Consider the following 16,423-nt stretch of genomic DNA (forward strand, 5'->3'; position numbering starts at 1 on the left):
AGGGTCTGATTCAGGGAGAGAAGGTAAGCGTTTACACTAAAATAGCCTCGATTTCAGCGCGTTCCTGCTCGCTGAAGCCGCGCTTGCTAAGCATACCCACGGCATCCTCTATCTGGCTGGTTTTACTGGCGCCAATTAATACCGACGTTATCTTCTCATCTCGCAGTACCCACGCCAGCGCCATTTGCGACAGCTTCTGCCCGCGTTTTTCCGCCAGCGCATTAAGCTTGCGCACTTTGGCCAGTTTCTCTTCCGTTATCTGGTCCGGATTCAGGAAGCGACTGCCGCTGGCGGCACGTGAATCAGCGGGAATACCGCCCAGATAGCGGTCGGTGAGCTGGCCGCCGGCAAGAGGGGAAAAGGCGATGCTGCCGACGCCTTTGTTTTGCAGCAAATCCAGCAGGCCGCCTTCAACCCAGCGCTCAAACATCGAGTAACGCGGCTGGTGGATGAGGCAGGGTGTGCCGAGATCGTTCAGGATATCAATGGCTTTTTCCGCCTGGTCTGCCGGGTAGTTAGAAATCCCCACGTACAGCGCTTTGCCCTGGCGCACGAGATGGTCGAGGGCGCGCATGGTCTCCTCCAGCGGCGTTTCCGGGTCCGGGCGGTGATGATAGAAAATATCGACGTATTCCAGCCCCATGCGCTTCAGGCTCTGGTCGAGGCTCGAAATCAAATATTTGCGCGAGCCCCAGTCGCCGTAAGGCCCGTCCCACATGGTGTAGCCCGCCTTAGTGGAGATAATCAGCTCATCGCGCCAGGCATGGAAATCTTCCCGCAAAATGCGGCCAAAGTTGGACTCGGCCGAGCCCGGCGGCGGCCCGTAGTTGTTGGCGAGGTCGAAATGAGTAATCCCGAGATCAAAGGCCTTTCTCAGCAGCTGGCGGCTGGTTTCCAGCAGCGTTTCATCGCCAAAATTATGCCAAAGGCCAAGGGAAATAGCGGGCAGTTTCAGGCCGCTGCGGCCGCAGCGACGGTATTCCATAGACGTATAGCGTTCAGGGTCAGGCTGCCAGGTCATTATTGCCATCCTTATGGGTAACAGAGAAATTAGTGTATACGCTTTCACAATCCAGAATACGCCGTATCCCGCTGTAAATTCCACGTTCCACCCCTAAAATCGGATATATTCTCGACACCGATCCCGGTTACTCAATACTCACAGCAAGCCCTCATAGAAGGAAAATCCTATGCGCTACTGTGTGGCAGACTATCTTGTCGACCGGCTCAACGAAGCGGGGATCGGTCACCTCTTCGGCGTGCCCGGTGACTACAACCTTGTTTTCCTGGATCACGTTATCGCCCATCCGAGGCTGGCCTGGGTTGGCTGTGCTAATGAACTGAATGCGGCCTATGCTGCCGACGGATATGCCCGCTGCAAGGGGGCGGCGGCGCTGCTGACCACGTTCGGTGTCGGAGAGCTGAGCGCGCTTAACGGCGTGGCGGGAAGTTACGCAGAGCACCTGCCCATCATTCATATTGTTGGTGCGCCAAATAGCCACGCCCAGCAGCGTGGAGAGCTGCTTCACCACACGCTGGGTGATGGCGATTTCCGTCATTTTCTGCGCATCGCGGAAGAAGTCTCGGTGGCGCAGGCTTCGCTAACGCCCGCCAACGCCTGCAGCGAAATTGACCGCGTGATCCTCGAAGCCCTCAGGCAGCAGCGTCCCGGCTATCTGTTACTGCCGAGCGATGTTGCAGAAGCGCCTGCGACACGTCCCTCAAAACGCCTGGCGGTGAGCGAAACGGCGGCTGAACCGGCCACTCTGGAAGCCTTCCGCCATTGCGCGCAGGCCAAAATTGCCGAAAGCCGCAGCGTTGCCCTGTTGGCAGATTTCCTTGCCCAGCGCTACGGCCTGCAAAAAACGCTTCAACAATGGATGAACAGCACGCCCGTCCCGCATGCTTCATTGCTGATGGGAAAGGGGCTGTTTGATGAAAGCCAACCCGGTTTTCTCGGCACCTACAGCGGAGCGGCCAGCCAGCCGCCGGTCAAACAGGGTATTGAAGGCGCCGGGCTGGTTATCTGCGTGGGCGTGAAGTTTACCGACACCATCACCGCAGGATTTAGCCAGAAGCTAAGCCTGCAGCAGACGATTGAGGTTCAGCCGAATGCGGTGCGGGTGGGTGAACGCTGGTTTAGCGGCATTTCAATGGCTCAGGCGATAGCCATTTTGCAGCCGCTGTGCGCTCGTCAGGCCGCCTCCTGGCCCGAGGCAACGCAAAGGCCGCCAGCGCTCCCTGCCTGCGAAAGCGGCAAGCTGGACCAGCACGCTTTCTGGCAAGCAATACAAAATGCCTTACAGCCAGGGGATATCATTCTGGCCGATCAGGGCACGGCGGCCTTTGGCGCGGCGGCGTTGACTCTGCCTGCTGGCGTAACCTTCATCGTGCAGCCGCTCTGGGGATCGATCGGTTTTACGCTGCCAGCGGCGTTTGGGGCGCAAACCGCGTGGCCGAACAGGCGCGTACTTCTGCTGATAGGCGACGGCTCCGCCCAGCTCACTATTCAGGAGCTGGGCAGCATGCAGCGTGACGGCCAGAAACCGGTCATCCTGCTGTTGAATAACGAGGGTTACACGGTTGAACGCGCTATTCATGGCCCTGAACAGCGCTACAACGACATTGCGGCCTGGGACTGGACCCGTTTGCCGCAGGCGATGAACGTTGACAGCCTCGCCGAGTGCTGGCGAGTCACGGAAACCGCGCAGCTTGCCGCCGTGTTGGAGAAACTGGCCAGCCCGGAAAGGCTGGCGCTGGTGGAAGTGGTACTGCCAAAGCAGGACATTCCCGAGCTGCTGCGAGCGGTCACCAGCTCGCTGGGCAAGGGCAACTCAGAAATGGAGCACTAGTGATTCGATCGCCCGGCCATCATCAATGGTTTACCCGCCAGCAGGAGCCAGGCGGGTAACATCACGATGCACAGCAGGGGCAGGAGTTTGACGTCCGGCACCACGGCCATCGCCATAAACAGGCTCAGCCAGCCATCACGCGTCACCACAAGCACCAGACCAAGGACGGCGCATGACAGCGTAATCGCGGCGGGAACGGCCTCGACGTGCTGGTGCAGCATCATGCCCAGCGCAACGCCCACAAATACCGCCGGGAAAATACGCCCGCCCCGGAAACCGCTGGCGGCGGCGACAACCAGCGCCGCCAGCTTCACCACCGCAAACAGCAGCAGCGATGAAACCGAGAAGCCGGAAACGGCCAACTGGCGCATCTCGTCCAGGCCTTTAAACAGGGTGATTTCGCCGCCAATTATCCCCAACAGACCCAGCAAAAAACCACCGACGCCGAGAATAAGCACCGGCTGTTTTAGCTGATGCATCAGGCGGTGCAGCCTCGGTAAACACCAGACGCCCACCATACCCATCGCGATGGCGATAGCGGTCACCACCGCGCCGATGAACAGATCTTCAATGTGCATTTCCGGGTAGTTGGCAACCGGCAGGGCGAAGTGTGGATGGAAAAAAATGCTGGTGGTCAGCGCCCCAGCGGACGCCGCCATTAATGGGGCAAACAGCCTGTCCCACAGCGGCACTTCGTTATTCCCGCCGAGCGTTTGCGAAAAGATAAGCGCGGCGGCAACCGGCGTGCCGAATAACGCGCCGATGGTTCCTGCTGCGGCCAAAATCGTCCAGTCCAGCGGACTAACTTTCGGTAACAAACGGGCCCCCAGCGCCACCGCGAGCGCGATATTCACCGCCATGATCGGGTGTTCCGGCCCCAGGCTCACGCCGCCTGCAAGGCCGATAACCAGCGCCATAATCAGGCCCGGTATGGCCATCGCCGGCACGGGTGCACCAATGAGCGGCTCGGTAGCGGGATCTGGCCCGCCGTGGCCCGGCAGAAAACGTATCACCAGCCCGACCGCCACGCCGGTCAGGGTCAGTATCAAGAGTATCCAGAAGGGGGAGTGGGGATCGTAACCTTGTTCCATCGGCAGCGTGGCCCATAGATACTCCTGTAGCGCCCCGGCGATTTTCATCACCACAATTAACACCAGGCTGGATAAGATGCCGATAATCAGAGCCGGAATGGAAAGTACCAGCATCGTTCTGGCTCGCGGATGGAGCATAGTCAATCCTTACAATAGGGTATCAGACGGCTCAAAAACAAAAAGTCGCAAGCCGCATTGCAAACAGGGCTGAAACGGTAAAGCCAGAATGTGACCTGGTTCAACAAACGGGCCGCACCTGGAGGATGGTCGTTGTTGTTTCGGCTGGCTAATTTTACAGTGTTGCCAGAACTTATTCTGACTTTAGCGGAGCTGTTTGAGAATGACAAAATATGCTTTGGTGGGAGATGTCGGTGGCACCAATGCACGTCTGGCGCTATGCGATTTGAGCACGGGTGATATTTCACAGGCAAAGACCTACTCCGGTCTTGATTATCCCAGCCTGGAAGCCGTGATTCAGCACTATCTCAAAGAACATAACATCAGCGTGCAGTCAGGCTGCGTGGCGATTGCCTGCCCGATAAACGGTGATTGGGTCGAAATGACCAACCACACCTGGGCGTTTTCTACCGCCGAAATGAAGAAAAACCTCGGCTTCGAACATCTGGAAATCATTAACGACTTTACCGGCGTTTCAATGGCCATTCCGGCGCTTAAAAAAGAGCACCTGATCCAGTTCGGCGGCGGCGAACCTGTCGCAGGCAAACCGGTGGTGGTTTACGGGGCGGGTACCGGGCTCGGCGTTTCTCACCTGGTTCACGTTGATAAACGCTGGATAAGCCTGCCGGGCGAGGGCGGCCACTCAGACTTTGCGGCAAACAGCGAAGAAGAAGGCATTATCCTGGAGCAGCTGCGCAAAGAGCTTGGGCACGTTTCGAACGAGCGTATTCTCTCCGGCCCGGGCCTGCTGAATCTCTACCGCGCCATTGTTAAGGCCGACGGACGCGAACCAGAAAACTACCAGCCGAAGGACATTACCGAGAAAGCGGTGGACGACACCTGCACCGACTGCCGCCGCGCGCTGTCGCTATTCTGCGTGATCCTGGGGCGTTTTGGCGGCAACCTGGCGCTGAACATGAGCACCTTTGGCGGCGTGTATATCGCCGGCGGCATTGTGCCGCGCTTCCTGGAATTCTTTAAGGCTTCAGGCTTCCGCGGCGGGTTTGAAGATAAAGGCCGCTTCAAAGAGTTCGTGAAGGATATTCCCGTTTATCTCATCGTTCACGATAATCCGGGACTGCTGGGCGCCGGAGCGCACCTGCGTCAGACGCTGGGGCACGTCCTGTAAGTTTTGTGCGGGCACGTTGTGCCCGCCAGATTCCCTTCTCTACAGGCGCATGAGCTGCCTGAACTCTTTCACCTTGCTGCGGCTCACCGGCACCTGAAAATCCAGGTCGCGCAGGCGCAGAATATAGGTATTGTTAAACCACGGTTCTATCTCACGGATTTTGCTCAGGTTCACCACATACGAACGGTGGCAGCGGAAGAAATGGCTCTCCGGCAGGCGGCTGCAAAATTCGGTGATATTCATCGGCATGACGTAAGACTCGCGGCGCGTATAGACGAACGTCATCTTCTCGTGGGCCTCCGCGTAGTAAATATCGTTGATGTCGGTAACGATAATTCGCTCGTCTTTGATCAGGTTAATCGTGGTGGCATCACGGTTTTCATGACTGGACGCAGGCTGTGAGGTCTGCTGCTGGTAAGCGGCCTCAAGCTTTTGCAGCATGCCAATAATGCGCGACTCCTGATACGGCTTCAGAATGTAGTCGAAGGCCTCCAGCTCGAAGGCCTCTACCGCATGCTCTTTCCAGGCGGTGATAAACACGATGAACGGCTTATGGGCGAACTTGCTGATGTTCTGCGCCAGCAGCACGCCGTCCAGCGACGGAATATTGATGTCGAGGAAAATGGCGTCCACTTCGTGATGCTGCAGATACTTCAGCACGTCCATGCCGTCGTCAAAAGAGGCGACAATCTCCATCTCGCTGTGGTTTTTAATCAGCCAGCTAAGCTCCTGCTGTGCCAGAAACTCGTCCTCTACAATGATGACCTTCATGCTTCTCTCCCCTCCAGTGGGCGATGAGCAGCGGCGGGAACCGAGCGCGGCACGTAAAAGGCGATTTCGGTGCCCGGCTCCAGGCGGCGAATAATCAGCCCTTCGCCGTAGAGCAGCTGGACGCGGTGATGGACGTTCAGCAGGCCGATTTTATTGCCCGGCATCTCGTTATTTTCCACGCGCTCAATCACCTTAGGATCTATGCCGTGGCCGGTATCACGCACCGCAATGCGCACCCGGTTGCCGCTCTCTTCAATACTTATCGTCACCACGCCCTTACCTTTACAGGGCTGAATGCCGTGCACGATGGCATTTTCTACCAGCGGCTGGATAAGCAGGCTCGGAATGCGGCAGTTGACCTCTTCATCAATGTTATAGATGACCGTCAGCTTGTCGCCGAAGCGCGCCTGCTCAATGGCGATGTAATCCTTGATCTGGTAAAGCTCCTTGCGGATATCAATCTGCTCGTCGTCGTTCAGCTCGATGTTATAGCGCAGATAGCGTGACAGGTTGACGATAAGCTGGCGGGCGGTGTCCGGATTCATGCGGATAGAGGACGATATCGCATTCAGCGCATTGAACAGGAAGTGCGGGTTTATCTTGCTTTGCAGCGCTCTCAGCTCGGCCTTGTTGGCCATTTCACGCAGTTGCTCCGCGCGGGAAACCTCAAGCTGGGTGGAGATAATCTGCGACAGACCGACGGCCATCTCCTGCAGCGTGGACGTTATCTGATGGGCGTGGCGGTAATAGATTTTCAGGGTGCCGGTCACCACGCCTTTTTCCCACAGCGGGATGATTATCAGGGAGTGAATCTCCGGGGTACGCCAGGCTTCGTCATCGTTACGGATGATAATGCGCCCCTCTTTCAACGCCTGACGGGTGCGCGGGCTGAAGGCCTGGTCGTTCTCGTGGTAGTTATTCTCGCCCAGCCCGACGTAGGCCAGCACTTTTTCGGTATCGGTAATGGCCACCGCATCCGCGTCGATGTCCTGACGAATAATCTTGCAAACCTGGCGCAGTGACTCGCTGTTGACCTTGCGGAACAGCGGCAGCGTTTTGTTGGCGATATCCAGTGCCAGCTTCGCCTGGCGGGCGGCGCTGGCCTCTTTTTCACCCTCAACGCTTTGCACCAGCAGGATGATAAAGCCGATAGACACCGAGCCGAGGATCATCGGCACACCGATTTTAGAGACGATATCGAGGCCGAGCGCGGTGCTTGGTGCCCAGAGCACGACCAGAATCATGGTCATGGTTTCGCACACCATGCCGCCTATGATCCCGACCCGCCAGTGCTTCTCTTTCGGCACTTTGCGGTTGATCCAGCCGGCAATTATCCCGGCCAGGATACTGGTGATAAAACAGGGAATAGCGGTAATGCCGCCGATATCAATCAGGTAGCGGTGGGTCCCGGCAATCAGCCCGGTAATAATGCCTACCCAGGGTCCAAACAGAATGCCGCCGGACATCACCGCGATAATGCGCACGTTGACCAGCGAGCCTTCAACCGGCACCCCGGACCAGGTACTGAACAAGGCGAACATCGAGAAGATGGCGGTGACCGCCAGCAGCTCTTTTGGCGTGTGGGCGCTTTTGTGCAGCAGTTCGCGGAACAGTCGAATGCGAATCAGGAAGAAAAGGCAAATAAGCATCAGCGCCGCGCGATCGAATACCGCCAGCAACATAGTAAAAATTTCGTGCACGGGATACTCGCGTGGCTCAGAGGGGAAGCGCTAATGATAAGGAAATTTGGAGGGGGTTTCCAGTTGCGGGCTGGTTCTCAGCTTGAACCGTCGCCTATGCCGTCCAGTAACATCCACTCTTATGCAGGGGCGGCTGAGGTTCCGTTCACCCGTAAAACTATTTTCCCTGCGCCCGGCAAGCTCATCGCCGCTGAAGCGGTAAACCCACCGGCTATCACCCAAACATTCGGGATCGATGAGAGCCGGGGAGCAATTCGACCCTCACCCCGGCCCTCTCCCAGAGGGAGAGGGGGAAAACAGCCAACGTGGAACATTTTTTATTCCCTCTCCCTTCCAGGGAGAGGGTTAGGGTGAGGGTAAAAATAAGAAGCGAGGCACGGTTCAGGCTTAAATCGCCTCCGTTTTCTCTCCGACCCAGGACTGGGAGATAAAACGGAGGTCTGCCGCTTTAGCGGTCGATTTATTTGGCCGGGAGTCTGGGGTCTCGGGGAAGTGACGGTGACTTCCCCGAGTCGTTCACAAGTTCTGTGGTGACATATGAAACAGGACTGGAAGTGAACGGAACCTTAGCCAGGCGTGCATAATCGTCGATGTTTATGACTAAGTGACAACTCTGGCAGCATGAGGAGCAATCACTTCCCGCCAAGCTGCTCCTTCCCGGCGGCGGTCAAATCCTGCATGGTCGCGCGGCCAACAAAATCCACCTCAAAATCGTCGGCAGCGAAATCCGGCGGCGTCTTCCCTTCGATAAAGGCTTCCCACTGGCGCGGCAGGTACTCTGCGTTCTTCTCGCACCACGGCGCGGCGGCGATGTACATCACGTTGCTGTCGAACTCGCCGAGGTGCTCGTTCTCAACGGCATGAATCACATCGCAGTGCCAGAAAACGGTATCGCCCGGTTCCATATCGGGAATTGAGGAAATCCCAGTCAGTAAAAGGGGATGCCACTCTTTGTTAATGGATAATGCTCTGCCGGGCTTTGCTTCGCACAACGATTCTTCTGGCACATCATCCTGCAGCGCGCGCAGCAGGATCCAGGCCATGGCGTTGGCGACAGGCAGCAAATTCAGCGTACCGCCGTGCTTGCGCTGCGGGGTGAGTGCCGTCCAGCCCTGAAAAGTACGGAACATCGAACAGACGGCGGGAGACGGAAACTCCCTGACTTCAGTACGCCCTTCGGCGGCAAACGGATCGTAATCCTGCCACTGGCCGGAAAACACGTGGCGATAGACGTGACGGAAGTTTTCGTCCAGCCAGCGCTCAACCGAGCCGCCGTCAACGTGTGGGGAAAGCCCGAGCGAGCTTGAGCGAGGCGGGCGACGGCGGGTGCGGTCCGCGTAAGAAACGACCCGGTTTGGATCGAAATGCTGCCTGCCGCTGCTTTCTGTCTGCCAGAGATTATTGAGGAACACCTGCACCGCTTTCATGCGTTCGTGCTGGCGGGCTTCGGTCTGTGGCTTAGACCAGTAAATGCCGTAAATTTGCGGCTTACTGTCGGCAAGTGTGCCGAAATAGTTATCTTCTGCCGCATTTTTCAGGCGCTCGACAAAGTGGTTACGTTGCAGATAATTGCCGATTTCTTCATTCCATGCGGTGGCCTGCTCCTGTGGGAAAACGCCCCGCACCGTACAACAGCCGCGCTGGCGGATCAGCGCTTTTTGCTGCTCGCTGACGCGGCCGTGCAGAATGTCGTCGGCCTCGAGCTGAGGAACAGGGTTCTCACCCCGATCCATTTCAGCGCGGATCGTCTCGATCTGTTGACGAATATTGGCCTCAAGTTCGGCGAAAACCGACTGATAATCAGGCAGATCGTGGCGCAGCTTTTGTTTTATCTCACGGATAGCTTTTGGCAGATCGTTTATGTCCAGGTGCATAGGTGGCTCCATCTTTCAGAGGGTAGGTTACTGAGTTGTTGCTACCTGGTTAATGTATGCCTGGTTTGGAAAATGAAATAGAGATGACTTTCATTCGAAACTTCCCGTTTTATGTCACGGAAAAAATATTTTCACTTCCCCCTCGACAGGCGATTTTTATTCAGGCTATTTTCAAAACAGGCCACATCGCGTGGCAGCGTCGCTCGGACGGTCCGGGCGCTCACGTTACTCTGAGGAATTTATGGCTGACTCCAGTCCAAAACGTCGTTTTTCGCGTATCGATCGCTTGCCCCCTTACGTTTTTAATATCACCGCCGAACTGAAAATGGCTGCGCGACGCCGCGGCGAAGACATTATCGATTTCAGCATGGGCAACCCGGATGGGGCGACGCCGCCGCACATCGTTGAGAAGCTTTGCACCGTGGCCCAGCGTGAAGACACGCACGGTTATTCCACCTCGCGAGGGATCCCACGCCTGCGCCGCGCCATTTCTCGCTGGTACAAAGATCGTTACGACGTGGACATCGACCCGGAAAGCGAAGCTATTGTGACCATCGGCTCGAAAGAAGGGCTGGCGCACCTGATGCTGGCGACGCTGGATCACGGTGACACCGTGCTGGTGCCGAACCCAAGCTACCCGATTCATATTTATGGCGCGGTCATCGCTGGGGCGCAGGTTCGCTCGGTGCCGCTGGTGGAAGGCGTGGACTTCTTTGCCGAGCTGGAACGCGCGATTCGTGAAAGCTACCCGAAACCAAAGATGATGATCCTGGGCTTCCCGTCTAACCCAACGGCGCAGTGCGTGGAGCTGGAGTTTTTCGAAAAAGTGGTCGCGCTGGCGAAGCAGTACGACGTGCTGGTCATTCACGATCTGGCCTACGCCGACATTGTTTATGACGGCTGGAAGGCACCTTCTATTATGGAAGTGCCCGGCGCACGCGACGTGGCGGTTGAGTTCTTCACGCTGTCAAAAAGCTACAATATGGCGGGCTGGCGCATCGGCTTTATGGTGGGTAACCAGGAGCTGGTAAGCGCGCTGGCGCGCATCAAGAGTTACCACGATTACGGCACCTTCACGCCGCTGCAGGTTGCGGCGATTGCAGCCCTTGAAGGCGACCAGCAGTGCGTGCGCGATATCGCAGAGCAGTACAAGCGCCGCCGCGATGTGTTGGTAAAAGGCCTGCATGAAGCCGGTTGGATGGTGGAATGCCCGAAAGCATCGATGTACGTGTGGGCAAAAATACCGGAACAGTATGCGGCCATGGGCTCGCTGGAGTTTGCTAAAAAGCTGCTGCAGGAGGCAAAAGTTTGCGTGTCGCCGGGGATTGGTTTTGGCGATTACGGCGACACTCACGTTCGCTTCGCGCTGATTGAAAACCGGGATCGTATTCGCCAGGCGGTACGCGGCATTAAAGCGATGTTCCGCGCCGATGGCCTACTGCCGCCGTTGCCGAAAAACGTCACTGAAAGCTAAAACGAAAACAGGAGCCTTTTGGCTCCTGAGACTGCTGACAAAGTTCATTGTTCTAAAAAAGTCCGAACCCGGGTCTAATAAAAATAATGAATAATGTTTTCTGGTTTGCCCCAAACAGTCGAAAACCACGTTTTTCGGCTGTTTGTCATCAATCTGAGGAGCCTTTTGGCTCCTGTTCTCTTGCGCTGCTGCTTGTGACCGCTTACTCAACCATCAGGAAGAAGGTGCCGGCCCACAACACAACAATCACAGAAATACCCATCAGAAAATATTTCACTTCACATCGCTCCGCGCTGACGCGCATCTCAACAGGTACATAATAAGCTGAAGCTGCAAACGGCTTTTAGGGTGCAGCTCCATCTGGTATTCGGAGGTAAAACCTTACCCGGACGGCGCTAATGTACTCTCAAATCTAAAATGAAAACAAGTGTCTCAAAATTGTGACAGTTGTCTATTTTTTGAACTTTTATTGGGTGTGGTTGATAGCTGGGTTATTTCATTAAAAACATGGGGATATATCTTGTTTTTGACGATATTTTTTGTCTAAAAATAAGTGTTTCTACACAGAATAAAATTTACGATTTTTTATCGTTAAAAAGGGTACACGGCTAACATTTCAGAAGACAGTGAGCCTGGCGAAAAAACGACGCCGTTTTTATTGCCCAAAGGGCGAAGTAAAAGAGAAAGAATGCATCAAAACTAAAAGCATTTTTCAGAGTTTTGATGCAATTCAGGCGGCGGTTAAGCAGGTATCTTTACACTCTGAGTAAACCGCCCGGGCGAACTTATTCCCCTTTAATGAAAACGACCATGACAACGACCGAAACTGCTTCATCTGGCACGCCGCAAACAACCTCCGTTCGCCTGCTGTTCGCTGCTCTTATGCTGGTAATGCTGCTTGCCGCGTTGGATCAAACCATCGTGTCTACGGCTTTGCCGACCATTGTGGGGGAACTGGGCGGGCTGGACAGGCTCTCCTGGGTGGTAACGGCATATCTGCTGGCCTCAACGATAGTGGTGCCGCTGTACGGTAAATTCGGCGATCTTCTCGGGCGCAAAATCGTGCTGCAAACGGCGATCGTGGTCTTTCTTCTCGGCTCCGCGCTGTGTGGCCTCGCGCAAAACATGACGCAGCTTATTTTAATGCGTGCGCTGCAGGGGCTGGGCGGCGGCGGGCTGCTGGTGGTCACCATGGCGGCGGTGGGGGACGTGATCCCGCCCGCCGAGCGTGGCAAATATCAGGGGCTGTTTGGCGGCGTATTTGGCCTGGCGACGGTCATTGGCCCGCTGATAGGCGGTTTTCTGGTGGAGCATTTCTCCTGGCGCTGGATTTTCTATATCAACCTGCCGCTGGGCATTTTTGCCCTGCTGGTCATTGGCGCGGTGCTGAAATCCCAGACGGCACGCATTCGCCACCAGATTGATTTTCTTGGCGCGGGCTACCTGACAATTTCACTCACCTGCCTGATTTTATTCACCAGCGAAGGCGGCACGGTTATGGCGTGGTCTGACCCGCAGCTGTGGTGCATCTTTGCGTTCTTTGTCGTGACCCTCATCGGCTTTATCTATGAAGAGCGGCTGGCCATTGAGCCGATGATCCCGCTGCATCTGTTTCGTAACCGCACCTTTTTACTGAGCTGCCTGGTCGGGTTTATCATCGGCATGTCGCTGTTTGGCTCGATGACCTTTTTGCCGCTCTACCTGCAGGTGGTGAAATTCTCCACTCCGTCCCAGGCGGGGATGCAAATGCTGCCGCTGATGGGCGGGCTTATCCTGACCTCAATCATCAGCGGGCGCATCATCAGTAAAATAGGCCGTTACCGTATCTTTCCTATTATTGGCACGCTGCTGAGTTTTATCGCCATGGCGCTGCTCGGGACGCTAAAGCTGGATACGCCGCTGACTACGCTCTATCTCTACGTAGGGCTGTTGGGGCTTGGGCTAGGGATGGTGATGCAGGTGTTGGTGCTGGCCGTGCAGAACAGCGTGGAAATCAAGCTCATCGGCGTCGCGACCTCAAGCGCGACGCTGTTTCGCTCCATCGGCGGCTCAATCGGCGTGGCCGCGTTCGGCGCGGTGTTCACCTCCGTGCTGCGCAGCAATCTTGAGACGCTGATCCCCGAAGGTACTCAGCTGCCGCGCCAGCTTGGCGCGCAGGCGGTACACCAGCTGCCTACGGCGATCCGTAACGATTATCTGCAGGCCTTTGGTTCGGCGATTCATTCCGTATTTATGATTTCGGCCGGCGTCGTGGTGCTCGGCTTTATCCTGGCGCTGTTTATGAAAAATGAGCCGCTAAGAAAATAGCGGTATCAGTGGGATTGCTGATGCCGCGACCACGCCGCCAGCACCGTGCGCTCGGAAAGCTCCAGGTATTCAGCGAGCGTTGCGGCGGCCTGGGCGTTATTGCCGTCGTTGAGCAGGGCGAGGATATGCGCATTTTTCTCGATATAAGGCGCGTAGAGCATCTCCGGATCGTTCAGATGGCCGAACGCCAGCCTTAACTCTGCGGAGATATTACGGTAGAGGCGAATCAGGCGTTCGCTGTCGGCAAGTTCGACAATCGCGGTATGAAACTTCATGTTGGCCGTTCCCACGCTACGCCAGTCGCTGGTCTGGCGGTGTTGCCGCGCTTCTTCCACGGCTGCCTCCATTTTTGCCACGGCGGGATGCAGTGGATAGGCGTGGGCTAACGCGTCGCACTCAATTAAGCGGCGAATACGGTAGATGTCGAGGATATCTGCCATATCCGGCACCGCCACGTACACGCCCCGATTGGGCTCATAGCGCAGCAATCCTTCCTGGGTCAGCATCCTGAACACCTCGCGCAGCGTATTGCGTGAAATATCCAGCTGCTCGCTGAGCGCGGCCTCAGACAGACGTGTGCCAGGCACAAGCTCCCCAATGATGATTTTATGGCGAACGGTTTCGGCGATTTTCTCGCTCAGCATCTGGGCAGGCAGCTCTTTTTTCATGATTTTCCGCGCGTGATTCGGTAAGCGGCAATCTTTACATATTCGCCAGGGGGCAGCAAGACGTTGACGGAGCAGGATTATTTCAGAATAAGCGACATGTTATGCACTTTTTTGGTGATTCATCGTGTTTTTATGCACTGATTTGGTGCGTGAAGTTGTTAAAAGATACCAAAAAGTGATCGGCGTTGGTTTTTTATCATCCACTTTTCGATTCTGTTTGTCTGTTTAATCAACACTCATTAGCTTATTGTTCAACAATAAATTTATATTTGCTTAACAATCTGGCTATTTGCTCCAACGATGGCCTGCTTATTGCTTAACAGACAAGGTCATAATTCTAATAATGGAGTGAGTAAGATGGCAGCGCATGAAACCGAAGACCAATCCTTTGTTCAGAAGCGACGCTCATCGCTAATCGCGGCGATATTCCTGATGGCAACCTCGGCCATTGGGCCCGGCTTTATCACCCAGACGGCCACCTTTACCGCGACGATGGGCTCGGCCTTTGCCTTCGGTATTATGGCTTCTATCGTCATCGACTTTGTGGTGCAGCAGAACATCTGGCGCGTGGTCACGGTCACGAAAATGCGCGCCTCCGATCTTGCCAACGAAACGCTGCCGGGCAGCGGTTACCTGCTCTCCGTGCTGGTGATTTTTGGCGGGCTGGTGTTCAACATCGGCAATATTGCCGGCGCCGGCCTGGGGCTGAACGCCATGTTTGGCCTGGCGCCAAAGTGGGGCGGATTACTCAGCGCGCTGCTGGCTATTTATATTTTCTCCTCCCGCCGCGCCAGCACCGCCATTGACCGCCTGATGATCGTGCTTGGCCTGGTGATGATTGCGCTCACGCTGTACGTGGCTTTCGTTTCCGGCCCGCCGGTGGGCGAAGCCCTGTACCAGAGCGTCCTGCCGGATCACATCAACTTTGCCACCATTACCACCATCGTCGGCGGTACCGTCGGCGGCTATATCTCCTACGCCGGCGCGCACCGCCTGTTGGATAAAGGCATGGGCGGCGTGGAAAATATTCAGGCCGTCTCCTCCGGCGCGACAAAAGGCATACTGGTCGTTGGGTTAATGCGTTATATCCTGTTCCTCGCCGTGCTGGGCGTGGTTGCCAGCGGCGTCACGCTGGATATTTCCAGCCAGGTGGCAAACCCGGCGCTGCAGGCATTCCAGCATGCGGTGGGCTCCTTCGGCGTGCAGCTCTTCGGCTTTATTTTCTGGGCAGCGGCGATTACCAGCGTGATTGGCGCGGCCTACACCTCAGTGACCTTTATGACGGTGTTTAATAAACAAATGGGCGAGCGCCAGCGCAGCATCGCGACGGTAATTTTTATCGCCGTCTCGCTGGTGATTTACCTGATGTTAGGCACGGCTCCGGCGGCGCTGCTGGTGTTTGCCGGCGGCTTTAACGGCTTGATTTTACCGATCGGCATGACGCTCTTTATCTACGTGGGCTGGAAACGGGCCGATTTGATGGCGGGTTATCGCTATCCGCGCTGGCTGCTGTGGACGGGGCTGATTACCTGCGCGCTCACCTGGTATATGGGGGCGCTCTCCGTCGGCGCGATATTTGACTTCCTGAAGATTGTCTAAGGAACAAAAGATGTTGAAAACAATCGATTTAAACAGTGATTTAGGTGAGAGCTTTGGGCAGTGGAGCATGGGTGACGATGCGGCCATTCTCACGCTGGTCAGCAGCGCCAACGTGGCCTGCGGCTTTCACGCCGGGTCTCCCGCCGGAATTTTAGAAACGCTGAAAGCCGCGAAGGCCCAAAGTGTGGTGGTTGGCGCGCACGTGGCGTACCCGGACCTCGTGGGCTTTGGCCGCCGCAATATGGACGTGGCAAGCGACGAACTCACCGCCGACGTCATTTACCAGATTGGCGCGCTGCAGGGGCTGGCCCGCGCGGCCGGTACGGAAGTGCGATACGTGAAGCCGCACGGCGCGCTGTATAACACCATCGCCCACCATGAACGTCAGGCGCTGGCGGTGATCGACGCGATTCTGGCCGTTAACCCGCAGCTGCCGCTCGTGGGGCTGGCTGGCTCCCCGGTGCTGGCGCTGGCGCAGCAAAAAGGGCTGAAAACTATTGCCGAAGCTTTTGCTGACCGCGCCTACCATGCGGATGGCTCGCTGGTTTCACGTCGTGAGGCGGGGTCGGTGCTGCACGACGCCGGGCAGGTCGCTCAGCGTATGCTGCAGTTAATCACCGAAGGCGGCGTGGACTCTATCGAAGGGAAATTTACCCCGATACAGGCTGATTCAATTTGCGTCCACGGTGACAGCCCCGGCGCTATTGCGATGGCGGCGGAGATCCGCAAGCTGCTTGAATCCCAGGGCATCGCCATTCGCGCGTTTGCCCCGCACGACTGA

13 protein-coding genes are annotated in these 16,423 nt (G+C 56.3%); 6 read left to right on the plus strand and 7 right to left on the minus strand.

Translation table 11 applies throughout. The features are described from left to right. Window positions 1–31: 31 nt before the first annotated feature. Complete coding sequence (gene mgrA, locus JT31_RS18400; RefSeq protein WP_038480478.1) at window positions 32–1,021, minus strand: L-glyceraldehyde 3-phosphate reductase; 990 nt, start codon at window positions 1,019–1,021, stop codon at window positions 32–34. A gap of 169 nt (window positions 1,022–1,190) precedes the next feature. Here mgrA and JT31_RS18405 point away from each other — a divergent pair, with 169 nt between their 5' ends. Continuing rightward, the gene (locus JT31_RS18405) at window positions 1,191–2,852 is read left to right on the plus strand and encodes an alpha-keto acid decarboxylase family protein (protein ID WP_038480481.1); all 1,662 of its coding nucleotides are present in this window, start codon (window positions 1,191–1,193) and stop codon (window positions 2,850–2,852) included. On the opposite strand, the gene JT31_RS18410 is transcribed toward JT31_RS18405, so the two are convergent. Beyond that, on the minus strand, window positions 2,849–4,081 hold the full coding sequence (locus JT31_RS18410) for an ion channel protein (protein WP_038480484.1): 1,233 nt from the start codon (window positions 4,079–4,081) through the stop codon (window positions 2,849–2,851). The genes JT31_RS18405 and JT31_RS18410 overlap by 4 nt on opposite strands. Window positions 4,082–4,283: 202 nt before the next feature. Between JT31_RS18410 and glk the strand changes: the two genes are divergently transcribed. Then, window positions 4,284–5,249, plus strand: a complete 966-nt coding sequence (gene glk, locus JT31_RS18415) for a glucokinase (protein WP_038480487.1) — start codon at window positions 4,284–4,286, stop codon at window positions 5,247–5,249. A 39-nt stretch (window positions 5,250–5,288) separates the two neighbouring features. On the opposite strand, the gene JT31_RS18420 is transcribed toward glk, so the two are convergent. The 3 genes from JT31_RS18420 to JT31_RS18430 all read right to left on the minus strand — a co-directional run bounded on the left by JT31_RS18420 (window position 5,289) and on the right by JT31_RS18430 (window position 9,594). After that, the gene (locus JT31_RS18420) at window positions 5,289–6,020 is read right to left on the minus strand and encodes a LytR/AlgR family response regulator transcription factor (RefSeq protein ID WP_038480489.1); all 732 of its coding nucleotides are present in this window, start codon (window positions 6,018–6,020) and stop codon (window positions 5,289–5,291) included. Continuing rightward, window positions 6,017–7,720, minus strand: coding sequence for a sensor histidine kinase (locus tag JT31_RS18425; protein ID WP_038480492.1), 1,704 nt, complete (start codon window positions 7,718–7,720; stop codon window positions 6,017–6,019). Before JT31_RS18425 ends, JT31_RS18420 begins: the two co-directional genes overlap by 4 nt. A gap of 632 nt (window positions 7,721–8,352) precedes the next feature. Further along, window positions 8,353–9,594, minus strand: coding sequence for a DUF1479 domain-containing protein (locus JT31_RS18430; RefSeq protein ID WP_038480495.1), 1,242 nt, complete (start codon window positions 9,592–9,594; stop codon window positions 8,353–8,355). A gap of 241 nt (window positions 9,595–9,835) precedes the next feature. Between JT31_RS18430 and alaC the strand changes: the two genes are divergently transcribed. Continuing rightward, complete coding sequence (alaC, locus tag JT31_RS18435; protein WP_038480498.1) at window positions 9,836–11,068, plus strand: alanine transaminase; 1,233 nt, start codon at window positions 9,836–9,838, stop codon at window positions 11,066–11,068. A gap of 202 nt (window positions 11,069–11,270) precedes the next feature. Here the strand turns inward: alaC and ypdK are convergent, their stop codons facing one another. Next, entirely contained in the window at window positions 11,271–11,372 is a 102-nt protein-coding gene (gene ypdK / locus JT31_RS24300) for a membrane protein YpdK (protein ID WP_034809579.1), read from the minus strand. 506 nt (window positions 11,373–11,878) lie between these two features. Between ypdK and JT31_RS18445 the strand changes: the two genes are divergently transcribed. Beyond that, on the plus strand, window positions 11,879–13,375 hold the full coding sequence (locus JT31_RS18445) for an MDR family MFS transporter (protein WP_038480503.1): 1,497 nt from the start codon (window positions 11,879–11,881) through the stop codon (window positions 13,373–13,375). 5 nt (window positions 13,376–13,380) lie between these two features. On the opposite strand, the gene JT31_RS18450 is transcribed toward JT31_RS18445, so the two are convergent. Next, window positions 13,381–14,043: a GntR family transcriptional regulator gene (locus JT31_RS18450; RefSeq protein WP_038480506.1), complete on the minus strand. Its 663-nt coding sequence runs from the start codon at window positions 14,041–14,043 to the stop codon at window positions 13,381–13,383. 357 nt (window positions 14,044–14,400) lie between these two features. Here JT31_RS18450 and JT31_RS18455 point away from each other — a divergent pair, with 357 nt between their 5' ends. Both JT31_RS18455 and JT31_RS18460 read left to right on the plus strand, forming a co-directional pair. Next, window positions 14,401–15,642 carry an NRAMP family divalent metal transporter gene (locus JT31_RS18455; protein WP_038480509.1) on the plus strand — a complete coding sequence of 414 codons (1,242 nt, stop codon included), beginning with the start codon at window positions 14,401–14,403 and terminating at the stop codon, window positions 15,640–15,642. Window positions 15,643–15,652: 10 nt separating this feature from the next. Beyond that, window positions 15,653–16,423 (plus strand): LamB/YcsF family protein, encoded by a 771-nt coding sequence (locus JT31_RS18460; protein ID WP_038480512.1) that lies wholly within the window; start codon window positions 15,653–15,655, stop codon window positions 16,421–16,423.

The sequence above is a fragment of the Cedecea neteri genome, from assembly GCF_000757825.1.
GTDB classification, from domain to species: Bacteria; Pseudomonadota; Gammaproteobacteria; order Enterobacterales; family Enterobacteriaceae; genus Cedecea; species Cedecea selenatireducens.